Here is a 23905-nt window from a genome sequence, read left to right on the forward strand (position 1 = left end):
TATGCTACACAGACGTTATCAACCAATGCACATCGTATATAATTCTTAATCAATTGGTAACGTTTACACAGGAATGTAACCGCGCGCCGGCGACAAGAGGGATACGAATGCCTGACTTTTTCTCTTTTATTAACAACGTACTATGGGGATCAGTGATGATCTACCTGCTCTTCGGCGCAGGCTGTTGGTTCACTTTTCGTTCTGGGTTCGTTCAATTTCGCTATATTCGTCAGTTTGGCAAAAGTCTTAAAAATAGCATTCATCCGCAACGAGGCGGTTTAACTTCTTTTCAATCATTGTGTACCAGTCTCGCCGCACGTGTCGGCAGCGGCAACCTGGCAGGCGTTGCGCTGGCTATCACCGCAGGTGGGCCGGGTGCCGTTTTCTGGATGTGGGTTGCCGCATTTATTGGCATGGCGACCTCTTTTGCCGAATGTTCCCTTGCCCAGCTTTATAAAGAACGTGACGTCAATGGGCAGTTTCGCGGCGGACCGGCATGGTATATGGCGCGTGGGTTAGGGATGCGCTGGATGGGCGTTCTGTTCGCCGTCTTTTTGCTCATCGCCTACGGACTGATTTTCAGCGGAGTTCAGGCAAATGCTGTCGCGCGCGCGATGAGTTTTGCATTTGATTTCCCTCCGTTAGTAACGGGTGTCATTCTCGCCATTTTTACTCTGTTGGCGATAACTCACGGCATTCATGGCGTCGCCCGGTTAATGCAATGGTTTGTCCCTATTATGGCGTTAATCTGGGTACTCGCCAGCCTGGTCATTTGCGCAATGAATATCGGGCAACTTCCACACGTTATTTGGTCTATTTTTGAAAGCGCCTTTGGCTGGCAGGAAGCGGCAGGCGGCGCGGCGGGTTATACCCTGAGTCAGGCGATTACTAACGGCTTTCAGCGCAGTATGTTTTCCAATGAGGCAGGGATGGGATCAACACCGAACGCAGCAGCGGCGGCGGCATCATGGCCACCGCATCCGGCAGCGCAAGGTATTGTCCAGATGATCGGCATCTTTATCGACACGATGGTGATTTGTACGGCAAGCGCCATGCTGATATTGCTGGCTGGTAACGGCACCACCTATTTGCCACTGGAAGGTATCCAACTCATTCAGAAAGCGATGCGTGTATTAATGGGTTCCTGGGGGGCAGAATTTGTCACGATAGTGGTGATTCTATTTGCCTTCAGCTCGATCGTCGCCAACTACATTTATGCCGAAAATAATCTCTTCTTTTTACGGCTGAACAACCGGAAAGCTATCTGGAGTCTGCGTATCTGTATCTTTGTTACGGTCATTGGCGGTACCCTACTGAGCCTTCCTCTGATGTGGCAACTGGCCGATATTATTATGGCCTGCATGGCAATCACCAATTTGACAGCGATTTTGCTGCTTTCCCCCGTGGTGCATATCATTGCCAGCGATTATCTGCGCCAACGTAAACTCGGCGTACGTCCGGTGTTTGATCCGCTGCGCTACCCGGATATCAGTCAGCAACTGTCCCCTGATGCGTGGGATGATTTGTCACAGGAGTAATCACAACTATCGATCAACTCATCCGCTTTTTTTGCTACAGTCGCAGTAAATTTCCTGCAAGGACTGGATATGTTGATTCTGATTTCACCTGCTAAAACACTTGATTATCAAAGCCCTTTGGCCACCACACGCTACACGCTGCCGGAGCTGTTAGACAACTCCCAACAGCTTATTCATGAAGCGCGAAAACTAACGGCACCGCAGATTGGCAAACTGATGAAAATCAGTGACAAGCTGGCCGATCTCAACGCTACCCGCTTTCATGACTGGCAGCCAGATTTCACGCCAGAGAATGCCCGGCAGGCAATTCTGGCATTTAAAGGCGATGTCTATACCGGCTTGCAAGCCGAAACCTTTAGTGAAGAAGATTTCGCTTTTGCCCAGCAGCATTTACGTATGCTTTCCGGTTTGTACGGCGTACTGCGCCCGCTCGATTTAATGCAGCCATACCGTCTGGAGATGGGGATCCGTCTTGAGAATGCGCGGGGTAAAGACCTGTACCAGTTCTGGGGGGATGTGATCACCAACAAGCTAAACGAAGCGCTCGAAGCACAAGGCGATCAGGTGGTGATTAACCTGGCGTCAGATGAGTATTTTAAATCAGTGAAACCGAAGAAATTAAATGCCGAGATAATCAAGCCGGTATTCCTCGATGAGAAGAACGGCAAGTTTAAGGTCATCAGCTTCCATGCTAAAAAAGCGCGTGGCCTGATGAGTCGGTTTATCATTAAAAATCGCCTGACCAAGCCAGAGCAACTGACAGGTTTTAACAGTGAAGGTTACTTCTTCGATGAAGCCTCTTCCAGCAATGGCGAACTGGTGTTTAAACGCTACGAACTGCGTTAAGTTTGCGGTAAATGCCGGAGGTCATCCGGCATTTATAATTTAGCGGTGATGTCTGCCAGGCCCCGGATAATGATCATCCCGGTGATCATGACGATGATCGTCACGATGATCGCGATGATTATTATAGTGCGGCTGCAGTCCGTATGGGTGCCAGCGATTGCCTCGCCATTCATAATTTCTGTGCCACCAGTCGTGGTCACGCCAGTAACCGCCATCCCAGTAGAAACCGCGATAATCACGATCGCCAATCTGTAACTTTACTGATGGCACCAGCATTATTTCCTCAGCCTGCGCTGCTATAGGAGCAACCAGAATCAGGGAAAATGCGAGTAAGAGAGATTGCATCTTTTTCACAGGTGACTCCTTATTATCATTGCCAGTTATGGGCCGATATAAGGAGCTTACGGTAAAAGAATCCTCGTTGTCATTATCCAATCTAAGTTACCGCATTTATTGAAAATTTCTCCTTTTTTTCTGTCGATTTTTCTCATATTTTCTCCACAAAAAAGCCGAGCTGTATAAACACAAGCCCGGCTATTTTTTCGGAATTTAATGGATATTAATTATGATTCATCATGAGTTTGCGCAGCGCAGCAAAATCGGCAGGCAGACTATGTGAAAGTAAGGGCAAATCAGCACGTTCTGCCAGCTCTTTTGGCAGTTCCAGCGTTTCACCAAGAATCACTTCCACGCTCTCTTTAAACTTCGCCGGGTGCGCGGTGCCGAGGAACAGGCCATATTCTCCCGGATGAAGCTGGTCACGCAGCGCACGGTAAGCCACGGCAGCATGCGGTTCCGAGGTATAGCCCAGTGCTTTTAACTCACGCATTGTCTGCCGGGTGGTTTCATCATCCACCGCCGCATAACCCAGCTCCTTCAGTTGCCAGATTTTACGGCGGAACAACTCTTCCACTCGCGGCCAGTTGTTTGGCTGGCTGACATCCATCGCATTGGATAATGTCGCCTGGGTAGCTTTAGGCGCCCACTGCCCGTCGTGCAGGAAACGCGGCACCGTATCGTTAACGTTAGTGGCAGCAATAAAACGTTTCACCGGCAGACCGAGTGATTTCGCCAGCAATCCTGCCGTCAAATCGCCGAAGTTTCCGCTCGGCACTGAAACAACTAGCTGGTTACGCGCTTCCTGTGGCAACTGCGCCACGGCTTCAAAGTAATAGCAAATCTGCGCCAGCAAACGACTGATGTTAATAGAGTTAGCAGAGTTCAGTCCCAACGCCACTTTTAGTTCTTCATCATCGAACGCCTGTTTAACAAGAGCCTGGCAGGCATCGAAATCGCCGTCGATGGCGACGGTTTCAATATTGCCACCCAGCGTACAGAACAGTTTTTCTTGCAGTGGACTGATTTTGCCGTGCGGATAAAGGATGACCACTTTAACGTTCGGTAAACCGTAGAAAGCGTGAGCCACTGCTGCTCCGGTGTCGCCGGAAGTCGCAGTCAGAATAGTCACTGGCTTATCGCCCGCAATATGGGTCAGCATTTGCGCCATAAAGCGACCGCCGAAATCTTTAAATGCCAGCGTTGGCCCGTGGAACAACTCCAGACAACCGACGTCATTTTCAACTTTGGCGACCGGAGCCGGGAAAGCAAATGCCGCGCGCACGCGCTCTTCCAGAACTTCCTGTGGGATCTCATCACCAATAAACGCCGAGAGGATCTTCGCGCTGCGAGTGACGAAATCCAGTTTCAGCATCTCATCAATTTCGGTCAGGCTGAATTCCGGTAGCTCATGAGGGAAAAACAACCCCTGATTTTTGCCCAATCCCTGCGTTACGGCTTGCGCAAAACTGACCTGCTCATTGTGATCTTTCAGATTGTAGAGTTTCATTTAGTTTTCCAGTACTCGTGCGCCCGCCGTATCCAGCCGGCAAATATGAACAAAACCTTCCTGATTTTGCAGGTAATTCTTACCTAACCAGTCGGCAACTCGCTGGGCGGTATCCAGTTTATCGCACAGGGCGAACAAGGTCGGCCCCGAGCCGGAGATACCGCTCGCTACCGCACCGATTTCCGCGACCGCCTGACGTGCTTGCCTGAAGCCTGGCAATAAACGTTCACGGTAGGGTTCAGCGATAACATCTTTCATCAGCTTCGCGGCAAGTTCAGGCTGGCGGGAATAGCAGGCGTGAATGAAGCCCGCCAGGTGTCGCCCGTGCGCAATGCAATCCTGGCGGCGATACTGCGCCGGTAAAATAGCCCGTGCTTCTGCCGTCGAGACTTTAATCCCCGGATACGCCAACACCCATAACCACTCATCAAATCCTGGTACCTGCTGGCTGATGATGCCGTTTTCTTCGATCATCAACTGCATGCCGCCAAGAAAGCACGGTGCCACGTTGTCGTAATGAATGCTGCCGGAGATACGCCCTTCCAGTTCGCCCATCAAGGCCAGCAGGCGGGTATCATTGAGCGGCTTACCGCAGTGTTCATTCATCGCCACCAGCGCCGCGACCACCGAACAGGCGCTGGAACCTAAGCCAGAACCGATCGGCATATTCTTTTCCAGGGTCATCGCCACCGGAATTTGCTTACCCACTTCCTGGCAAAAACGCTCCCAGCACTGATAAACGATATTTTCCCGAGGTTCTGACGGCAGCTTATCGGCAAAGCGTCCGAGGTTATTGAGACTGAATGTCTCTGCCGCCTCAACCGTGACTACATCTCCGAGCAATGCACCATCAACGGGTGTCACCGCCGCCCCGAGCACATCAAACCCGACGCTCATATTGGCACTGGAAGCCGGGGCATAAACTTTAACCATGTCAGACTCCTAACTTCCATGAGAGGGTACGTAGCAGATCGGCAAAGACACCAGCAGCTGTAACGTCATTGCCCGCACCATATCCGCGCAGCACCAACGGCAGCGGCTGATAATAGTGGCTATAGAAGGCCAGGGCGTTTTCACCATTTTTCACTTTGAACAGCGGATCATTACCATCCACTTCGGCAATCTTCACGCGGCAGACGCCATCTTCATCAATATTGCCAACATAGCGCAAAACTTTTCCTTCATCACGGGCCTTCGCCACGCGCGCGGCAAAGAGATCGTCGAGCTGTGACAGATTCGCCATAAAAGCGGCAACATCACCCTCGGCGTTAAACTCTGCGGGCAGCACAGGTTCAATTTCAATATCCGCCAGCTCCAGTTCACGTCCCGTTTCACGAGCGAGAATCAATAGTTTACGCGCCACATCCATACCAGAAAGATCATCTCGCGGGTCCGGTTCGGTATAACCCATTTCCCGCGCCAGCGTGGTCGCCTCGGAGAAACTCATGCCTTCGTCTAACTTGCCGAAGATATAAGAAAGCGAACCAGAAAGAATGCCAGAGAATTTCATCAATTCATCACCCGCGTTGAGCAGGTTTTGTAAGTTCTCAATGACCGGCAACCCCGCACCGACGTTGGTGTCATAAAGGAATTTACGCCGTGATTTTTCCGCCGCGTAACGCAGCTGATGGTAGTAATCCATCGACGAGGTGTTGGCCTTTTTGTTCGGAGTCACCACGTGGAAACCTTCGCGCAGGAAGTCGGCATATTGATCCGCCACCGCCTGGCTGGAAGTGCAATCGACAATCACCGGATTCAGCAAATGATATTCTTTCACCAGGCGAATTAAGCGCCCAAGGTTGAACGGCTCTTTGGCTTGCGCCAGTTCTTCCTGCCAGTTATCCAGGTTAAGGCCATGCACATTAGTCAGCAGCGCCTTCGAGTTAGCAACGCCGCAAACGCGTAAATCGATGTGTTTGTTCTTCAGCCAGCTTTGCTGACGTTTCAGTTGCTCCAGCAGCGCGCCGCCAACGCCACCGACGCCAATCACAAAAACTTCGATAACCTGATCGGTATTGAACAGCATCTGGTGGGTAACGCGTACGCCAGTGGTCGCATCATCGTTATTTACCACGACAGAGATTGAGCGTTCAGAAGACCCTTGAGCAATGGCGACAATGTTGATATTGGCGCGGGCCAGTGCGGCAAAGAATTTCGCCGAGATCCCACGCAAGGTGCGCATACCATCGCCCACCACCGAGATAATGGCCAGCCGTTCAGTGACCGCCAGCGGCTCCAGCAAACCTTCTTTCAGTTCCAGGTAGAACTCTTCCTGCATCGCGCGTTCAGCACGCGCACAGTCGCTTTGTGGTACGCAGAAACTGATACTGTATTCGGAAGATGATTGCGTAATCAGCACCACTGAAATGCGGGCGCGTGACATTGCCGCAAAGACGCGCGCCGCCATGCCGACCATCCCTTTCATCCCCGGACCAGAAACGCTGAACATTGCCATGTTATTCAGATTGGAAATGCCCTTGACCGGTAATTCATCTTCATCACGGCTGGCGCCAATGAGCGTACCTGGTGCTTGAGGATTTCCGGTATTTTTAATCAGGCAAGGGATCTGGAACTGAGCGATAGGGGTAATGGTGCGAGGGTGAAGAACTTTAGCGCCGAAGTAGGAAAGCTCCATCGCTTCCTGGTACGACATCGACTTCAACAGCCTCGCATCGGGCACCTGACGCGGGTCGCAAGTATAGACACCATCGACATCCGTCCAGATCTCGCAACAATCGGCGCGTAAGCAGGCGGCCAGTACCGCGGCGGAGTAGTCAGAACCGTTACGTCCCAGCACCACCAGCTCACCTTTTTCATTACCGGCGGTAAAACCAGCCATCAGCACCATATGGTCAGCCGGAATGCGGCTTGCCGCAATACGGCGGGTGGACTCAGCAATATCGACCGTAGATTCGAGGTAATGACCGATTGCCAGCAGCTTTTCGACCGGATCGATAACGGTAACGTTGTGCCCACGCGCTTCCAGTACCCCGGCCATAATGGCGATCGACATTTTTTCACCACGGCAAATCAGCGCGGCGTTGATGCTGTCCGGGCATTGCCCCAATAAGCTAATGCCATGCAGGACATGTTTGATTTGGGCAAATTCTTGATCAACGAACGCTTTCAATTGCGCCAGTGGAAATCCCGGTTGGGCGGCGGCGAGTCCCGTCAGAAGTTCGGCAAAAATACGTTCGGCATCGCTGATATTGGGTAAAGCATCCTGACCGCTAATGGTTTTTTCAATCATTGCGACCAGATGGTTGGTAATTTTGGCGGGGGCAGAGAGGACGGTGGCCACCTGCCCCTGCCTGGCATTGCTCTCCAGAATATCGGCAACCCGCAGAAAACGTTCTGCATTTGCCACTGATGTACCGCCGAACTTCAACACTCGCATGGTTGTTACCTCGTTACCTTTGGTCGAAAAAAAAGCCCGCACTGTCAGGTGCGGGCTTTTTTCTGTGTTTCCTGTACGCGTCAGCCCGCACCGTTACCTGTGGTAATGGTGATGGTGGTGGTAATGGTGGTGCTGATGCGTTTCATGGATGTTGTGTACTCTGTAATTTTTATCTGTCTGTGCGCTATGCCTATATTGGTTAAAGTATTTAGTGACCTAAGTCAATAAAATTTTAATTTACTCACGGCAGGTTACCAGTTCATAGAGTGCTGGTAGATGCTCTTTTTTTAATCCACACAGAGACATATTGCCCATTGCAGTCAGAATAAAAATCTGAAAATGCCCTTCCTTGTCGTTTTTTATTTGGTGATATTTTTTTCAATATCATGCAATAAACGATGCAACATGGCCGTGTCTCGTTGCTCCAACAGCCCGATGCGTTGTTGTAACCAGTCGACCAGTTTGGTGTCATCTGCCACCGCCAGAGTCGTTAACAATGACATGGCACGTTCACGCAAAGCCTGCAGTTGAAATGGGTCCGCCGTTGCGGCAGATTCCACCGGTTGTTGTATTAATGTTGCTAATTGATAGCAATAGACCATCACCGCCTGCCCCAAATTCAGTGATGGATAATCCGCCACCATTGGCACGCCGGTGAGGACATCAGCAAGCGCCAACTCTTCGTTAGTCAAGCCGGAATCTTCGCGACCAAAGACCAGCGCCGCATGGTTCATCCATGTCGATTTTTCCTCCAGTAGCGGCACCAGTTCTATTGGCGTGGCGTAGTAATGGTATTTCGCCCGACTGCGCGCAGTGGTAGCAACGGTAAAATCAACGTCGTGTAGCGATTCAGCCAGCGTTGGAAAAACTTTAATATTATCAATAATATCACCAGAACCATGCGCCACCCAGCGGGTAGCTGGTTCCAGGTGTGCCTGGCTATCGACAATGCGCAGCTCGCTAAATCCCATTGTTTTCATCGCCCGAGCCGCTGCACCAATATTTTCAGCTCTGGCAGGTGCTACCAGAATGATCGTTATACGCATGTTGCCACTCTTCTTGATCAAATAACCGCGAACAGGGTGATGAATGTCAACTTATTACGCGGAGAGAATTTACAAATTCGTAACGTAAGTCGCAGAAAAAGCCCTTCAGTTAACTTAAAAAAAGCTAAACTATTTCTTGACTATACTAACGGTGTAATTGTTAAAAATTGCTACATATCCTTCTGTTTACTTAGGATAATTTTATAAAAAATAAATCTCGACAATTGGATTCACCACGTTTATTAGTTGTATAAGGCAACTAGTTGTATTATTAAAATAATGTGACGAAAGCTAGCATTTAGATACGATGATTTCATCAAACTGTTAACGTGCTACAATTGAACTTGATATATGTCAACGAAGCGTAGTTTTATTGGGTGTCCGGCACGTCTTAGCCTGTTATGTTGCTGTTAAAATGGTTAGGATGGCAGCCGTTTTTGACACTGTCGGGTCCTGAGGGAAAGTACCCACGACCAAGCTAATGATGTTGTTGACGTTGATGGAAAGTGCATCAAGAACGCAATTACGTACTTTAGTCATGTTACGCCGATCATGTTAATTTGCAGCATGCATCAGGCAGGTCAGGGACTTTTGTACTTCCTGTTTCGATTTAGTTGGCAATTTAGGTAGCAAACATGCAGACCCCGCACATTCTTATCGTTGAAGACGAGTTGGTAACACGCAACACGTTGAAAAGTATTTTCGAAGCGGAAGGCTATGATGTTTTCGAAGCGACAGATGGCGCGGAAATGCATCAGATCCTCTCTGAATATGACATCAACCTGGTGATCATGGATATCAATTTGCCGGGTAAGAACGGTCTTCTGTTAGCGCGTGAACTGCGCGAGCAGGCGAATGTTGCGTTGATGTTTCTGACTGGCCGTGACAACGAAGTCGATAAAATTCTCGGCCTCGAAATCGGCGCAGATGACTACATCACCAAACCGTTCAACCCGCGTGAACTGACCATCCGTGCACGCAACCTGCTGTCCCGTACCATGAACCTGGGTACAGTCAGCGAAGAACGTCGTAGCGTTGAAAGCTATAAGTTCAATGGTTGGGAACTGGACATCAACAGCCGTTCATTGATCGGTCCTGATGGCGAGCAGTACAAACTGCCGCGCAGCGAGTTCCGCGCCATGCTTCACTTCTGTGAAAACCCAGGCAAAATTCAGTCTCGTGCTGAACTGCTGAAGAAAATGACCGGCCGTGAGCTGAAACCGCACGACCGTACTGTAGACGTGACGATCCGTCGTATTCGTAAACACTTCGAATCTACGCCGGATACGCCGGAAATCATCGCCACCATTCACGGTGAAGGTTATCGCTTCTGCGGTGATCTGGAAGATTAATCGGCTTTACCACCGTCCAAAAAAACGGCGCTTTTTAGCGCCGTTTTTTATTTCCAGATACGTAACTCATCGTCCGTTGTGACTTCTTTACTGGCTTTCATTTTCGGCAGTGAAAACGCATACCAGTCGATATTCCGCGTCACAAACATCATGCCGGCCAGCGCCACCACCAGCACACTGGTTCCCAACAACAGTGCGCTATCGGCAGAGTTGAGTAGTCCCCACATCACACCATCCAGCAACAATAGCGCGAGGGTAAACAACATGCTATTGCGCCAACCTTTTAATACCGCCTGCAAGTAAATACCGTTCATTAATGCCCCTATCAAGCTGGCAATTATCCATGCCACGGTAAAACCGGTGTGTTCAGAAAGCGCCAGCAAGAGCAAATAAAACATCACCAATGACAGCCCCACCAGCAAATATTGCATCGGGTGCAAACGTTGCGCGGTGAGCGTTTCAAAAACAAAGAAGGCCATAAAAGTCAGCGCAATCAGCAAAATAGCGTACTTAGTCGCCCGGTCCGTTAATTGATACTGATCGGCAGGCGTAGTGACTGCGACGCTAAACGCCGGGAAGTTTTCCCAGCCGGTATCATTGCCTGAAGCAAAACGCTCACCGAGATTATTGGCAAACCAGCTACTTTGCCATTGCGCCTGAAAACCGGATGCACTTATTTCTCGTTTCGCAGGCAAAAAATCACCTAAAAAACTGGGATGCGGCCAGTTGCTGGTTAAGGTCATTTCGCTATTACGCCCGGCAGGCACCACAGAAAGATCGCCGGTACCGCTTAAATTCAGTGCCATATTCAGCTTCAGGTTCTGCTTCCGCCAGTCCCCTTCGGGTAAAGGGATATGCACGCCCTGCCCGCCTTGCTCTAACCCGGTACCGGGTTCAATGGTCAGCGCTGTTCCGTTAACTTCAGGCGCTTTCACCACACCAATACCACGCGCATCCCCGACGCTAATCACAATAAATGGCTTGCCTAAGGTGATATTTGGCGCGTCGAGTTCGCTAAGACGCGAAACATCAAAATCGGCTTTTAGCGTTAAATCACTGTGCCAGACCTGACCGGTATAAATACCAATCTTGCGTTCTTCCACATTCTGATTACCATCAACCATCAACGACTCAGGTAACCAAAAATGGATAAAACTTCGTTTCCGCTCCACGGTTTTATCCTCTTCCTGCACCGTATAAAGCTCGGTCACAGGAATAGCGATGAGCGGCCCAACGAGTTTTTGCGGCCCGCTGGTACTTTGGCGAATCGCATCTTCCACATCGCTACGGTAATCGGCACGTTCGACAATCACCTGCCGAATCAGCATTATCGGGATCAACAACAGCAATACAGCACCAAACAGGGTGGTCATTTTCCAGAACAGGGGGGATTTCAACATAGTCTTCTCCTTTGCAATGGCGACAGGATATGAAGGCTATGTGGGAAGAATTTGAAGTTATGTGAAGTGACGGTGAAGTCGAAGCGAGGCCAATACGCCGCCTTCCGGCACGTTGTGCAACGTGACTTCGCCATTAAGCAAACGGGCAACTTCACTGACAAACGCCAGCCCCAGACCACTGCTTTTTTGCCCATTCGCACGCGGCAAAGAGTAGAAACGCTCAAAAATACGTGACAGCGCGTAGTCAGGAATACCACTACCGGTATCCAGCACATTAAGCGTGACGTGTTCCTGATCCACTTCGGCGCTTAGCGTTATGCGACCGCTTTCGGGGGTAAAATCGATGGCGTTATCCAGTAAATTCCCCAGCGCCTGCTCCAGTAACGCCGGTTCAGCAGCAACGTTAACCTCGGTGGGCATAACATTAAGAGTGATATTTTTTTCTGCCAACTGCACGGTGCGCGCTTCGCTGACGCGGCGAAATAATGCCGCCACATCAACCGCAGAAAGAACGACCTCCTGGCGATTCTCCAGTCTTGCCTGGCGTAGTAGCGTTTCCACCAGCGCCTGCATTCGCGCGTTTTGCGTCAGAATATTGTCGGTAAAACGGGCTACCACTTCCGGTGGCGGACCTTCGCGTAAAATTTCCGCCGCGCCACGAATTGCCGCCAGCGGACTTTTCAACTCATGAGTTAACGCGTAGACATACTGCTCAATATAGTTTTTCCCCTCCAGTTTCACGCGCATACTTTCCAGCGCCTGCGCTAACTTACGCAGCTCGCTACTGCCGAGTTCAGGAAGCGGAACGGGCTTATTGTCGGTAACGGAATCAGCATAACGAGTGAGCCGGGCAATGGAGCGGTTGATCCACCAAACCATTCCTGCGCCGATTACCAGCGCAATTCCCAGCAAAATGGCGCTCGCCCATAAAATTCGCCGCTCGCTGCGTTTAATCACCGGTGCCATCGCCGCGTTCGGTTTGCCTACGCTCAAAACGCCAACCAGCCGCGTGCCGTCCATAATAGGTGCGGCAACATACATCACAGAACTTTCGGGATCGGCAGGATTTTGCAACGTACTGCGCGCACCATACTGACCACGCAACGTTAGCCAGACATCATTCCAGCGGGAATAATCCTGCCCGACGGCTTTATTGGCCGAATCAAACAATACTTTGCCCTGCGCATCGGTCATATAGACATGATATTCGTTGCGCACTTTGTTGATGCCGCTGATATTGGCGCGAAACGGGCGATTTTGTAGCTGGTTAAATGCCTGCGCCAACTGCCCATGCGTTGGGTCACCAGAGAGCAAATCGGCACGCGCCAGCTCCGCCAGCAACGTTGCCGTATCGATCAACGTCCCTTCCGTCGCCCTTCGCACGCCCGGTTTAACTTCTTTGACAAAAATAGCCAGTACGAACCAGGCGGCTACCGCCACCAGTAAAAAATACCCCAGCAACAGCCGCATGCCGATACGCATTACAGGATCCTCAGGCTGTATCCCATGCCGCGATGGGTATTGATCGGCGAAAGCTCGGGATTAATAGCGCGCAGTTTGGCACGCAGCGTTTTAATGTGAGTATCGACAGTGCGATCGTAGGTGTCCTGGGCATCTTCCCAGACGCTATCCATCAGTTGCTGACGGGACCAGACGCGGCCCGGCGACTTAAGTAACGTTTTCAGCAACAAAAACTCATACCGTGTTAGCGTTAACGGCGTGTCAAACCAGCTGATCTGCGCCGCAGGTTCATTCAGTTCAAAATGACCAATACGGATGACGGGAGAAGGCGTAGAAAACTTCTTCACCCGACGCAGTAAGGTGCGCACTCTGGCGCACACTTCGCGGGGTGAAAACGGTTTAGCCACGTAGTCGTCAGCGCCAATTTCCAGTCCAAGCAGGCGGTCCACCTCTTCACTACGGGCTGTCAGGAACAGTACAGGTAGCGCCGGATGGATCGCCAGCAACTGACGGCACAGTTCAAAGCCGCTGATATCCGGCAGACCAACATCGAGAATAATGACGTCGGGAACCTGCTGGCGTGCTTTATCCAGCACCGGCAAGCCTCGCTCAAAGACCTCGACGGCAAAACCTTCCTGCTGCAACATATAGACCAGCGTGTCGGCTATCCCTTGCTCGTCTTCCACTAACCAGACCGTTTCCCGTTGCATATATCGCCTCTGTTATTGCCGCCACGGCATGACAGGCACCGCGCTAATCGCGTTTTTCGGCGACCCATCTACAACTTTGTCGGAGTAGGCCAGGTAAGCGAGCGCGTTGCGTTTGGCGTCATAGAAGCGTACGACCTGTAACGACTTAAAGACCAGCGACGTACGTTTTTTGAATACCACTTCGCCCTGAGCTTTGCCGTTTTTAATGCGCTCTGACAGTTCAATCGGCCCGACTTGCTGGCAGGAAATAGCCGCATCGGAAGTATCTTCCGCCAGGCCCAATCCCCCTTTAATACCGCCGGTTTTTGCCCGACTCACATAACAGGTGACATTTTTCACATCGGGATCGTCAAAGGCTTCTACGACAATTTTGTGATCCGGGCCGATCATTTTAAATACGGTATCGACCGAACCAATTTCTTCCGCATGTGCCAATGGCCCCAGCATTATCAGGCTTAAAGACAGGATCAAATGCTTGTATTTCATATTGTTACCATTTTTATAAGTTACACAGAGCAATTAGTTCGTCACGGTAAATAACATATTGATTAAGAACAAAATCTCAACACTTTTATTTCCGTCAAGACCTAAAACATACTCTACTAAGAAAAAAACACTGAATGCTAAAACAGCAAAAAATGCTATTATCCAATTACCTGATGTCAGGTGCTCGTTGTGAAAGGATGAGGATATTTTATGGATCAGGCCGGCATTATTCGCGACCTTTTAATCTGGTTGGAAGGTCATCTGGATCAGCCACTGTCGCTCGACAATGTAGCGGCGAAAGCAGGTTATTCCAAGTGGCACTTACAGAGAATGTTTAAAGATGTCACTGGCCATGCTATTGGCGCGTATATTCGTGCTCGTCGTTTGTCGAAATCGGCGGTTGCACTACGCCTGACCGCGCGCCCAATTCTGGATATTGCGCTGCAATACCGCTTCGACTCTCAACAGACATTTACTCGTGCATTCAAGAAGCAGTTTGCCCAGACTCCCGCACTTTACCGCCGTTCTCCTGAATGGAGCGCCTTTGGTATTCGCCCACCGCTGCGTCTGGGTGAATTCACCATGCCAGAGCACAAATTTATCACGCTGGAAGACACGCCGCTGATTGGCGTAACTCAGAGTTACTCCTGTTCACTGGAGCAAATCTCTGATTTCCGCCATGAAATGCGTTATCAGTTCTGGCACGATTTTCTCGGTAATGCGCCGACTATTCCGCCAGTACTTTACGGCCTGAATGAAACGCGTCCAAGCCAGGATAAAGACGACGAGCAAGAGGTGTTCTACACGACTGCATTGGCTCAGGAGCAAGCAGACGGCTATGTACTGACGGGGCATCCGGTGCTGTTGCAGGGCGGCGAATATGTGATGTTTACCTATGAAGGTCTGGGAACCGGCGTGCAGGAATTTATCCTGACGGTGTACGGAACCTGTATGCCGATGCTGAACCTGACGCGCCGTAAAGGTCAGGATATTGAGCGATACTATCCGGCAGAAGATGCCAAAGCGGGAGATCGCCCAATTAATCTGCGCTGCGAACTGCTGATTCCAGTACGTCGTTAACGTTGCAGCTCGTCTAATGCAGGGGCGTCCAGATGCGAGATGTCCCCTGCTGTTTCAACTACCCAACCAGACGCCAGCCACAGGCTTTCCTGATAATCCACGCGCGAAATAGAACAGTTACGCAGACGTAAGCGGCGTTCTGCCCATGCAGGTAGGCCCAGAATAGTACTCACCAGGCATCCCAGCGCGATACCGTGGCTCACCAGTAGCGGTCGACTTCCCTGCGGCAAATCCCGACAAGATTCCAGAGCAGCATTGACGCGCTCGCTCAGTTCCTGCATTGACTCGCCTTCAGGAATACGCCCGTCAACAGTGCCATTTACCAGTTGGCGACGCCAGTTCTCTTCTTCTTCGGTCAGAGAGTCGATATGTCTTTTTTCCAGCACGCCCATATTTAATTCACGCAGGCGGGAATCAAAGATAATGTCACAGCCGCAAGCCTGAGCGATGATTTCCGCCGTGCGCCGGGTGCGACCTAAATCGCTACTGATGATATGTGTAATGCCAAGCTCTTTGGCTCGCGCCGCCACCTGCATTGCTTGTTGCTCACCTTTGGCAGTCAGTGGGCTATCAGACTGGCCCTGAATACGTCGCTCGGCGTTCCACTGCGTTTCACCGTGGCGGACTAGGTATACCTGTAACATGCTTTTTTTCCGTATACTGCTGTAACGTTAATTTTTGAGTAATCCTGATTATGCACCATGTTGTCTGTGCGACCACCAATCCCGCTAAAATTCAGGCCATTCTGCAGGCATTTCACGAGATCTTCGGCGAAGGATCCTGCCACATTGAGTCCGTTGCCGTCGAGAGCGGCGTACCGGAACAACCCTTTGGCAGTGAGGAAACGCGCGCTGGCGCACGAAATCGGGTAGAAAATGCCCGCCGTTTACATCCAGAGGCTGATTTTTGGGTGGCGATTGAAGCGGGCATTGATGGTGACAGCACCTTCAGTTGGGTGGTCATTGAAAACGCCAACCAACGTGGCGAAGCACGTTCGGCTACTTTGCCGTTACCTGCGGTGATTCTGCAGAAAGTGCGTGAAGGCGAGGCGCTCGGCCCCGTGATGTCGCGTTATACCGGTATTGATGAGATTGGTCGTAAGGAAGGGGCGATCGGCGTGTTTACCGCCGGTAAGCTCACTCGCGCCAGCGTCTATCACCAGGCGGTGATCCTGGCGCTGAGTCCGTTTCATAATGCCGTGTATCAGCCATTGTAAACCGGATAAGGCGTTCACGCCGCATCCGGCATTCGGTGCACGGTGCCTGATGCGACGCTGACGCGTCTTATCAGGTCTACGAATATATTGAAATTAGTCGCTTTTCAGTATTTGTAGGACGGATAAGGCGTTCACGCCGCATCCGGCATTCGGTGCATATTGCCTGATGCGACGCTGCCGCGTCTTATCAGGCCTACAAAATCAATCGCTTTTCAGCAACACGTCTTCCAGCCACTGGCGCAGCTCGACGGGCGCGGCTTTCAGACTGTTAGATCCACGCGTAATGGTCGCGATGCCCGCGCCGAGTTCATTTTTTAACTCGCGCTGGCTCATTTCACCACGCAGCAACTCTTCAACGATACGCACGCGAGTCCCCAACGCTTCGCGCTCATCTGGCGTCAGCATCAGGTTTAACAATGGTAAATGGAGATCGTTTTGGTAGGCATTCTTAAGCAGGTCGACAAAACGTAACCACTCCTGGTGACGCTGTTCTGCCATCGCTGCTGAATAGGGTGATTGTTGGGCCATAGTGTGTCGCCATTGTTAGCGGGGGAAGCAAAATGCCTCCCCCGGTTGTACTCGCTAAAGAGTACGATAGCATATCATAAAGGTTCAAATCAGTAACGACGTCCCCATTCCGTAGCGCTCAAAAGCGTGGGCTTATCGCCCATGAAATAGCGATAGTACGCGTCATAAGCCAGCACATTTTTCACATAACCGCGCGTCTCGGAAAACGGAATACTCTCGACAAACGCCACCGCGTCGATACGCCCGGCGCTGTTACCAAGCCACGTGCGCACCCGCCCTGGGCCGGCGTTATAAGCTGCCGAGGAGAAAATGCGGTTATTGCCAAATTGCTGATAAACATATTGCAGATAACTGGTACCAATGTTGATGTTCGTTTCCGGATCCAGCAATTGCCCAGGGCTGCTATAACCAGGAATAGAGAACATCTTCACCGTCTGAGTCGCCGTACCGGGCATAATCTGCATCAGACCGCTGGCTCCTACCGGTGATTTCACTTTCGGATTCCAGGCGCTCTCCTGACGGGCAATCGCCATCGCATAGCTTTGCGGGATCTCCTTCCCACTGGTGTAACGTTTGAAAAGATCGTTGTAAGCCAGCGGGAATCGTTCTTCCAGATGATCCCACAATTTCCCGGCGATCGTCGCCTGAACACTGAGATCCCACCAGTGATTATTAAAGGCATAGCGTGCCAATTGCGCCTGCTCTGTTTTTGACTTGCTCTTCACCAGATTGGCCCACTCGCTACGTGCGGTGTTATCCATATTCCAGTACATCAACTCGCGCACGCGCGCCATCTCCGGCCCCTGGGTCAGGGCGCTGTCAACGTTCTGCGGCGCTTTATCAATCTTTAGTTGATACTCTTCGCCAATACGTTGCGCAGCGACCATCGGGTAGAAACCACGCTGTTGCATGAGTTGATGCAAAATCTCTTTTGCTTCAGCTTCACGCCCGCGTTCCAGCAGTATATCCGCCTGCCAGTAGCGCCATTCATCTTTATCTTTCGCCTCTATTGGCAGACGCGCCAGCCAGGTATTCAGACCACGGCGATCGCCAGTGCCAAGCGCCATCCGCACGCGGCGTTCAATTAACGACGTGGATTGCGAACGCATAATCGCGTCATCACGCCATTTCGCCTGCTCATCGGTGACATCGTTGCCCATCAGACGCCAGGCGACGATATCGCGCAACTCCTGAATCTGATCTTCATTAAGCTGCTGCGCCTGGGCAAGTGAAGGGATCATCAGCCGTGCATTTTCAGCATCCTGACGTGCCACGCTGGCAAATGCCACCGCCGCCATCTGACGGGTAAAATCGGTCGCGCCGGTGGAACGCGCGAAAGTCAGCACAGTATTAGGATCATTCGCCAGAGAAATAATTGCCGAAGCAATAGTCTGGTAATCGGCAGGCATTTGCCCTGCCAGCACCGTCACCAGCCCGGTATTGCCTGCTTTCATCGCCAGGCGGATACGCTCTAAATATGCCAGGGGTTCTTGTTTGCCGGACGCTCGCCAGACGCTAAATAACTTGTCACAAGCGTTAGGCTGGCTCTTTCCGGTTAGCCACAGCTCTTTCGCCCCCTGCCAGGCTTCTTCACTCTGCCCGGTGTTCCATTTTGCATAGTAGTAATTACACTGGGCTTCGGTTGTGCCTGGCTTTTCCGGGCTAAAGGCTAACAAGCCACGCCAGTCTTCGCGTCGCGCCAGTTCATTGACGAAACGCGATTGCAGCGTGCGAGCAGGAGGAAGCGTGGGGTTAGCGCGAACAAAGTTAGTAACCGTCACCGCCGGTTGATTCATCAGGTCATCGGTGATCTGGCGGTATTCCAGATAGGGATAAAGCGGATAATCCTTCAGGGATGGCATCATTTGTTCGACCACATCCATTTGTCGATTATCCCAGGCCTGCTTGATTTGCGCGTAACGGCTACGCTGCTCATCCAGTGAGTTGGCTCGCGCCACGCTGCTGACCGTCAGCAGACAGACACCGGCAGCCAACAGCCGCCAGGTAACTTGTTTGGCTTTTTCCACAAGCGCACCCTCTAAGTGTAAATACATCAATGCAGCATCATGCCGCGTAATAGATTTATGCTAACCAGTCATTGCCGTTTACGCCACGTTACGGACACTTTTTTACTTTTATACTCTAAATAATTCGAGTTGCAGGAAGGCGATAAGTGAGTGAGTCCCCAGGAGCTTACAGAAGTAAGTGACTGGGGTGAGCGAGCGTAAGCGCAGCACATGCAACTTGAAGTATGACGAGTATACTGCGAGGGTGATCGACCGGCTGGGATTAGATAAGGAAACAGGCTACACTTCGCCTTTGAAAACTCATCATCACGATAAACATAGAGGCGAAGTCCAACGTGGCTCAATTCGTTTATACCATGCATCGTGTCGGCAAAGTTGTTCCGCCGAAACGTCATATTTTGAAAAACATCTCTCTGAGTTTCTTCCCTGGGGCAAAAATTGGTGTCCTGGGTCTGAACGGCGCGGGTAAGTCCACCCTGCTGCGCATTATGGCGGGCATTGATAAAGACATCGAAGGTGAAGCGCGTCCGCAGCCAGACATCAAGATTGGTTATCTGCCGCAGGAACCGCAGCTGAACCCGGAACACACCGTGCGTGAGTCCATTGAAGAAGCGGTTTCTGAAGTGGTTAACGCCCTGAAACGTCTGGATGAAGTGTACGCGTTGTATGCCGATCCGGATGCCGATTTTGACAAGCTGGCCGCTGAACAAGGCCGTCTGGAAGAGATCATTCAGGCTCACGACGGTCATAACCTGAACGTTCAGCTGGAGCGTGCGGCGGATGCGTTGCGTCTGCCGGACTGGGACGCGAAAATCGCTAACCTCTCTGGTGGTGAGCGTCGTCGCGTGGCGTTGTGCCGCCTGCTGCTGGAAAAACCAGACATGCTGCTGCTCGACGAACCGACCAACCACCTGGATGCCGAATCCGTGGCCTGGCTGGAACGCTTCCTGCACGACTTCGAAGGCACCGTTGTGGCGATTACTCACGACCGTTACTTCCTCGATAACGTTGCAGGCTGGATCCTCGAACTGGACCGCGGTGAAGGTATTCCGTGGGAAGGCAACTACTCCTCCTGGCTGGAGCAGAAAGATCAGCGCCTGGCGCAGGAAGCTTCACAAGAAGCGGCGCGTCGTAAGTCGATTGAGAAAGAGCTGGAATGGGTACGTCAAGGTACTAAAGGCCGTCAGTCGAAAGGCAAAGCACGTCTGGCGCGCTTTGAAGAGCTGAACAGCACCGAATATCAGAAACGTAACGAAACCAACGAACTGTTTATTCCACCTGGACCGCGTCTGGGCGACAAAGTGCTGGAAGTCAGCAATCTGCGTAAATCCTATGGCGATCGTCTGCTGATTGACTCCCTGAGTTTCTCGATCCCGAAAGGGGCGATCGTCGGGATCATCGGTCCGAACGGCGCGGGTAAATCGACCCTGTTCCGTATGATCTCTGGTCAGGAACAACCGGACAGCGGCACCATCACTTTAGGTGAAACGGTGAAACTGGCGTCTGTCGATCAGTTCCGTGACTCAATGGATAACAGCAAAACCGTTTGGGAAGAAGTTTCCGGCGGGCTGGATATCATGAAGATCGGCAACACCGAGATGCCAAGCCGCGCCTACGTTGGCCGCTTTAACTTTAAAGGGGTTGATCAGGGTAAACGTGTTGGCGAACTTTCCGGTGGTGAGCGCGGTCGTCTGCATCTGGCGAAGCTGCTGCAGGTTGGCGGCAACATGCTGCTGCTCGACGAACCAACCAACGACCTGGATATCGAAACCCTGCGCGCGCTGGAAAACGCCCTGCTGGAGTTCCCGGGCTGTGCGATGGTTATCTCGCACGACCGTTGGTTCCTCGACCGTATCGCCACGCACATCCTGGACTACCAAGATGAAGGTAAAGTTGAGTTCTTCGAAGGTAACTTTACCGAGTACGAAGAGTACAAAAAACGCACGCTGGGCGCAGACGCGCTGGAGCCGAAGCGTATCAAGTACAAGCGTATTGCGAAGTAATGCGTAAAATGCCGGATGCGGCGTGAACGCCTTATCCGGCCTACAAAACCAGCGATTTCAATACGTTGTGAAACTCCAGGCCTGATAAGACGCGGTAAGCGTCGCATCAGGCATTGAGCACCGGATGCCGGATGCGGCGTGAACGCCTCTTCCGGCCTACAACAGCCTTAGCATCCGCAATTTCGTAGCGGGTCATCCGTGCTGGTTCTTTCAAACCTTGTTTAATCTCGACAGCCTCTTCCAGAGAGGTTTTCAACTCATCAAAAAAACTCATTTTATACCTCGCCTTTGAGCCGTTTCGTCACGGTTACCTCTGCTCCCCCATCATCTCCCGCACCAGCTCCACGCAGCGCAGGAAACGGCTGTCGTAATCGTCCTCTTCAACCCGCACAAATTCGATATTGTTCTCTTCCAGCATCTCCACCAGCAAGTTCTGGAACTCTTTACGATCCACCGAACTGCCGAGGCTGCGTAAACCATCCGCCACCCACGGGGTGTTGTTCTCCAGCAGGATCACCAGATCAAAACGGTATTCATCAATCAACGCCTGCACGAACGGATGCTCACGCCCTTCGTACTTTTTGCAGAACGCCTGAGTAGTCACAAAATCAGTGTCGATAAACGCTACTTTATTGGCATATTTTACTGCAAAATCAATATATTGTGCGTGTCCCAGCGCGATTTTATCGTAGTCGGAATACTGCAATGCGATCTCATCGCCGCCGAGATGCGAAAAGACATAATCACGACCAAACTCCCACGCACTGGTGGTGTTGAAGATATTGGCAAGTTTGTTTACCAGGGTGGATTTACCGCTCGACTCGCCGCCAAGGATCGCCACGGTACGCACAAAGAACGGCTTCACTTCGGTAGGAATATATTCCCAGTAGCGGAACGGGTTTTCGCGGATCTGCGCACCGCTGATACTCATAAAAGTGCGTTTCGGATCGATCAACACCGTTTCGATCCCCAAATGCTCCATATACTGCGGCGCGTCGGCCTCTTCCGAGGTGTAGATCAGATCCGGCTGGATCCCCTTTTCAGCCATAAACTTTTTGATGCCGTTGCTCCACACATCCCAGCCGTGCGGATACGGCTCCATGCCCTCTTCGTTAAAGGCATGAATACGAATGTTTTTTTGATACTTAAAGGTTTGCAATAACCAGCGCAGACGATCCGGCACCGTGGGCTGCTGCGACATGGCACTGTCTTCAAACAACGCGCGGTCACGGGTATCGTCAAAGCCCATAATGATATGCAGCTCGTCAACCTGGCTACAGGCGCGCTGGATAAGGTAGATATGTCCGGTATGCAGTGGGTAGAACTTACCGAATACAACGCCGATCGTTTTCTTCTGCCGTGGAAACTCAAGCCCCAAAAAACGGTGCAATGCCTCCAGCTTTTGCGCGCTGGGGCTTTTGATTTTGGCATTCAGTAACTGGCTTAAATACCCTTTGGTCATACCGCTGGCATCAGCTACCTGCTGTAGCGTGCAGCCCTGTTGCTTGATGGCAGTTTTCAGGTAATCAAATGACGACATATCTCCCTCCGTATCTCTTATTATAAGTCGTCGAACACGCTAAGCGCGTCGGAGAGTTTTTTAACGCCAAAAATCTGCATCCCTTCCGGCGCTTTTTTCGGTACGTTAGCCGCCGGAACAATTGCCCGCCGAAAACCGTGTTTCGCCGCTTCTGAGATTCGTTCCTGGCCGCTGGGCACCGGGCGGATCTCCCCTGCCAGCCCGACTTCACCAAACACCACCAGATCCTGCGGTAGCGGCCTGTCACGCAGACTGGAAACCATCGCCAGCAGTAACGCTAAGTCGGCACTGGTTTCGGTTACCTTCACGCCGCCGACCACGTTCACAAACACATCCTGATCAGCCATTTGCAACCCACCGTGACGATGCAGCACTGCCAGCAGGATTGCCAGACGGTTTTGCTCCAGACCTACCGCCACGCGGCGCGGATTCGCCATCATCGAGTGATCGACCAGCGCCTGAATCTCCACCAGCAGTGGACGCGTTCCTTCCCATACCACCATCACTGAACTACCAGAGGTCACTTCATCGCCACGGCTTAAAAAGATGGCTGAAGGGTTGCTGACTTCACGCAGCCCCTGTTCGGTCATCGCAAATACGCCCAGCTCATTCACCGCGCCGAAGCGGTTTTTATGGCTACGTAAGGTGCGAAAACGGGAGTCGGCATCGCCGTCCAAAAGCACCGAACAGTCGATACAGTGTTCCAGCACTTTCGGGCCAGCCAGTGAACCATCTTTGGTTACGTGACCGACCATGACAATCGCCACACCGCGCGTTTTGGCGAAGCGCGTCAGATAAGCCGCCGTTTCACGCACCTGCGCCACGCTGCCTGGCGATGACTGAACATCCGCCATATGCATCACCTGGATCGAGTCAATTACCATCAGCTTCGGTTGCTCTTCTTCGGCAATCAGGCAGATCTGCTCGATGCTGGTTTCCGACAACATATTGAGATTGTCAGTCGGCAGGCCAAGGCGATGAGCGCGCATTGCCACCTGTTGCAGCGACTCTTCGCCAGTGACATACAGCGTTTTCATCTGCTGCGCCAGTTTGCACAGCGTTTGCAGCAACAGCGTGGATTTCCCGGCACCTGGGTTACCGCCAATCAGAATGGCGCTTCCCGGCACAACGCCACCGCCTAATACGCGGTCGAACTCTTTAAATCCGGTGGAAAAACGCGGCAGCTCTTCAAGGCTGATATCGGAGAGTTTCTGGACTTTTGCCACCCCGGCGCTACCGGCATAGCCACTCAGACGCTCGTTACGCGCCACCGTTGGCGACGCAGCAAGACGCACCTCGGTGATGGTGTTCCAGGCATGACAGGCGCTGCACTGCCCCTGCCAGCGCGGATAATCGGCCCCGCATTCATTACAAACAAAGGCGCGTTTTGGAGCTTTTGCCACGGTGTACCTCGTTAATGCTGTGCCGC

Annotated in this window: 22 protein-coding genes, 1 pseudogene and 1 other annotated feature; of the genes and pseudogenes, 6 read left to right on the top strand and 17 right to left on the bottom strand. The window is 51.7% G+C overall.

Going from position 1 to position 23905, the window contains the following annotated elements; genetic code table 11:
* The first annotated feature begins 107 nt into the window (after window positions 1-107).
* On the top strand, window positions 108-1538 hold the full coding sequence (locus D9736_RS05440; protein ID WP_130217498.1) for a sodium:alanine symporter family protein: 1431 nt from the start codon (window positions 108-110) through the stop codon (window positions 1536-1538).
* 69 nt (window positions 1539-1607) lie between these two features.
* The gene (yaaA, locus tag D9736_RS05445) at window positions 1608-2384 is read left to right on the top strand and encodes a peroxide stress protein YaaA (RefSeq protein ID WP_130204817.1); all 777 of its coding nucleotides are present in this window, start codon (window positions 1608-1610) and stop codon (window positions 2382-2384) included.
* A 39-nt stretch (window positions 2385-2423) separates the two neighbouring features.
* Here yaaA and D9736_RS05450 read toward each other — a convergent pair whose 3' ends face one another.
* The 7 genes from D9736_RS05450 to yjjY all read right to left on the bottom strand — a co-directional run bounded on the left by D9736_RS05450 (window position 2424) and on the right by yjjY (window position 9213).
* Window positions 2424-2738 carry a DUF2502 domain-containing protein gene (locus D9736_RS05450; RefSeq protein WP_130257875.1) on the bottom strand — a complete coding sequence of 105 codons (315 nt, stop codon included), beginning with the start codon at window positions 2736-2738 and terminating at the stop codon, window positions 2424-2426.
* A gap of 205 nt (window positions 2739-2943) precedes the next feature.
* Entirely contained in the window at window positions 2944-4230 is a 1287-nt protein-coding gene (gene thrC, locus D9736_RS05455; RefSeq protein WP_130257876.1) for a threonine synthase, read from the bottom strand.
* On the bottom strand, window positions 4231-5163 hold the full coding sequence (gene thrB / locus D9736_RS05460) for a homoserine kinase (RefSeq protein WP_130257877.1): 933 nt from the start codon (window positions 5161-5163) through the stop codon (window positions 4231-4233). It lies immediately after the preceding gene.
* Window position 5164: 1 nt separating this feature from the next.
* The gene (gene thrA, locus D9736_RS05465; protein ID WP_130257878.1) at window positions 5165-7627 is read right to left on the bottom strand and encodes a bifunctional aspartate kinase/homoserine dehydrogenase I; all 2463 of its coding nucleotides are present in this window, start codon (window positions 7625-7627) and stop codon (window positions 5165-5167) included.
* 25 nt (window positions 7628-7652) lie between these two features.
* Window positions 7653-7772 (bottom strand) — a sequence feature (Thr leader region).
* On the bottom strand, window positions 7708-7773 hold the full coding sequence (gene thrL / locus D9736_RS05470) for a thr operon leader peptide (protein ID WP_001386572.1): 66 nt from the start codon (window positions 7771-7773) through the stop codon (window positions 7708-7710). Its footprint overlaps the feature before it by 65 nt.
* A 213-nt stretch (window positions 7774-7986) precedes the next feature.
* Entirely contained in the window at window positions 7987-8673 is a 687-nt protein-coding gene (locus D9736_RS05475) for a tRNA/rRNA methyltransferase (protein ID WP_130217510.1), read from the bottom strand.
* 399 nt (window positions 8674-9072) lie between these two features.
* Complete coding sequence (yjjY, locus tag D9736_RS05480; RefSeq protein WP_057696375.1) at window positions 9073-9213, bottom strand: protein YjjY; 141 nt, start codon at window positions 9211-9213, stop codon at window positions 9073-9075.
* Between the two features lie 95 nt (window positions 9214-9308).
* Between yjjY and arcA the strand changes: the two genes are divergently transcribed.
* On the top strand, window positions 9309-10025 hold the full coding sequence (gene arcA, locus D9736_RS05485; RefSeq protein ID WP_001194358.1) for a two-component system response regulator ArcA: 717 nt from the start codon (window positions 9309-9311) through the stop codon (window positions 10023-10025).
* Between the two features lie 47 nt (window positions 10026-10072).
* On the opposite strand, the gene creD is transcribed toward arcA, so the two are convergent.
* Genes creD through creA form a run of 4 tightly spaced genes read right to left on the bottom strand, consistent with a single transcriptional unit; the run spans window position 10073 to window position 14082 of the window.
* The gene (creD, locus tag D9736_RS05490) at window positions 10073-11425 is read right to left on the bottom strand and encodes a cell envelope integrity protein CreD (protein WP_130257879.1); all 1353 of its coding nucleotides are present in this window, start codon (window positions 11423-11425) and stop codon (window positions 10073-10075) included.
* 57 nt (window positions 11426-11482) lie between these two features.
* Window positions 11483-12907: a two-component system sensor histidine kinase CreC gene (gene creC / locus D9736_RS05495; RefSeq protein WP_130217514.1), complete on the bottom strand. Its 1425-nt coding sequence runs from the start codon at window positions 12905-12907 to the stop codon at window positions 11483-11485.
* Window positions 12907-13596, bottom strand: coding sequence for a two-component system response regulator CreB (gene creB, locus D9736_RS05500; protein ID WP_130257880.1), 690 nt, complete (start codon window positions 13594-13596; stop codon window positions 12907-12909). Before creB ends, creC begins: the two co-directional genes overlap by 1 nt.
* A 12-nt stretch (window positions 13597-13608) precedes the next feature.
* Window positions 13609-14082 carry a protein CreA gene (gene creA, locus D9736_RS05505; RefSeq protein WP_000875488.1) on the bottom strand — a complete coding sequence of 158 codons (474 nt, stop codon included), beginning with the start codon at window positions 14080-14082 and terminating at the stop codon, window positions 13609-13611.
* Window positions 14083-14292: 210 nt separating this feature from the next.
* Here creA and robA point away from each other — a divergent pair, with 210 nt between their 5' ends.
* Window positions 14293-15162 carry an MDR efflux pump AcrAB transcriptional activator RobA gene (robA, locus tag D9736_RS05510; RefSeq protein ID WP_130221680.1) on the top strand — a complete coding sequence of 290 codons (870 nt, stop codon included), beginning with the start codon at window positions 14293-14295 and terminating at the stop codon, window positions 15160-15162.
* Here the strand turns inward: robA and gpmB are convergent.
* Window positions 15159-15806, bottom strand: coding sequence for a 2,3-diphosphoglycerate-dependent phosphoglycerate mutase GpmB (gpmB, locus tag D9736_RS05515; protein ID WP_059216559.1), 648 nt, complete (start codon window positions 15804-15806; stop codon window positions 15159-15161). The two genes, robA and gpmB, sit on opposite strands and share 4 nt — an antisense overlap.
* 50 nt (window positions 15807-15856) lie before the next feature.
* Between gpmB and yjjX the strand changes: the two genes are divergently transcribed.
* On the top strand, window positions 15857-16378 hold the full coding sequence (gene yjjX / locus D9736_RS05520; RefSeq protein ID WP_130217516.1) for an inosine/xanthosine triphosphatase: 522 nt from the start codon (window positions 15857-15859) through the stop codon (window positions 16376-16378).
* Between the two features lie 201 nt (window positions 16379-16579).
* On the opposite strand, the gene trpR is transcribed toward yjjX, so the two are convergent.
* Together trpR and sltY are read right to left on the bottom strand one after the other, a co-directional pair.
* A complete protein-coding gene (gene trpR / locus D9736_RS05525) occupies window positions 16580-16906 on the bottom strand; it encodes a trp operon repressor (protein ID WP_000068677.1) in 327 nt (108 codons plus the stop codon).
* An 89-nt stretch (window positions 16907-16995) separates the two neighbouring features.
* Window positions 16996-18933, bottom strand: coding sequence for a murein transglycosylase (gene sltY, locus D9736_RS05530; protein ID WP_130257881.1), 1938 nt, complete (start codon window positions 18931-18933; stop codon window positions 16996-16998).
* 335 nt (window positions 18934-19268) lie between these two features.
* On the opposite strand from sltY, the gene ettA reads away from it, so the two are divergent.
* Entirely contained in the window at window positions 19269-20936 is a 1668-nt protein-coding gene (ettA, locus tag D9736_RS05535; RefSeq protein WP_000046754.1) for an energy-dependent translational throttle protein EttA, read from the top strand.
* 160 nt (window positions 20937-21096) lie between these two features.
* Here the strand turns inward: ettA and nadS are convergent.
* From nadS to radA, 3 genes and pseudogenes are all read right to left on the bottom strand, one after another.
* A pseudogene (gene nadS / locus D9736_RS23345) lies at window positions 21097-21210 on the bottom strand (NadS family protein); the annotation flags it as partial.
* Window positions 21211-21243: 33 nt separating this feature from the next.
* Entirely contained in the window at window positions 21244-22476 is a 1233-nt protein-coding gene (gene nadR / locus D9736_RS05540; protein WP_130217520.1) for a multifunctional transcriptional regulator/nicotinamide-nucleotide adenylyltransferase/ribosylnicotinamide kinase NadR, read from the bottom strand.
* A gap of 20 nt (window positions 22477-22496) precedes the next feature.
* Window positions 22497-23879 carry a DNA repair protein RadA gene (radA, locus tag D9736_RS05545; RefSeq protein ID WP_001029698.1) on the bottom strand — a complete coding sequence of 461 codons (1383 nt, stop codon included), beginning with the start codon at window positions 23877-23879 and terminating at the stop codon, window positions 22497-22499.
* Between the last annotated feature and the right edge of the window lie 26 nt (window positions 23880-23905).

This window comes from Escherichia sp. E10V10, from assembly GCF_004211985.1.
Taxonomy (GTDB): Bacteria; Pseudomonadota; Gammaproteobacteria; order Enterobacterales; family Enterobacteriaceae; genus Escherichia.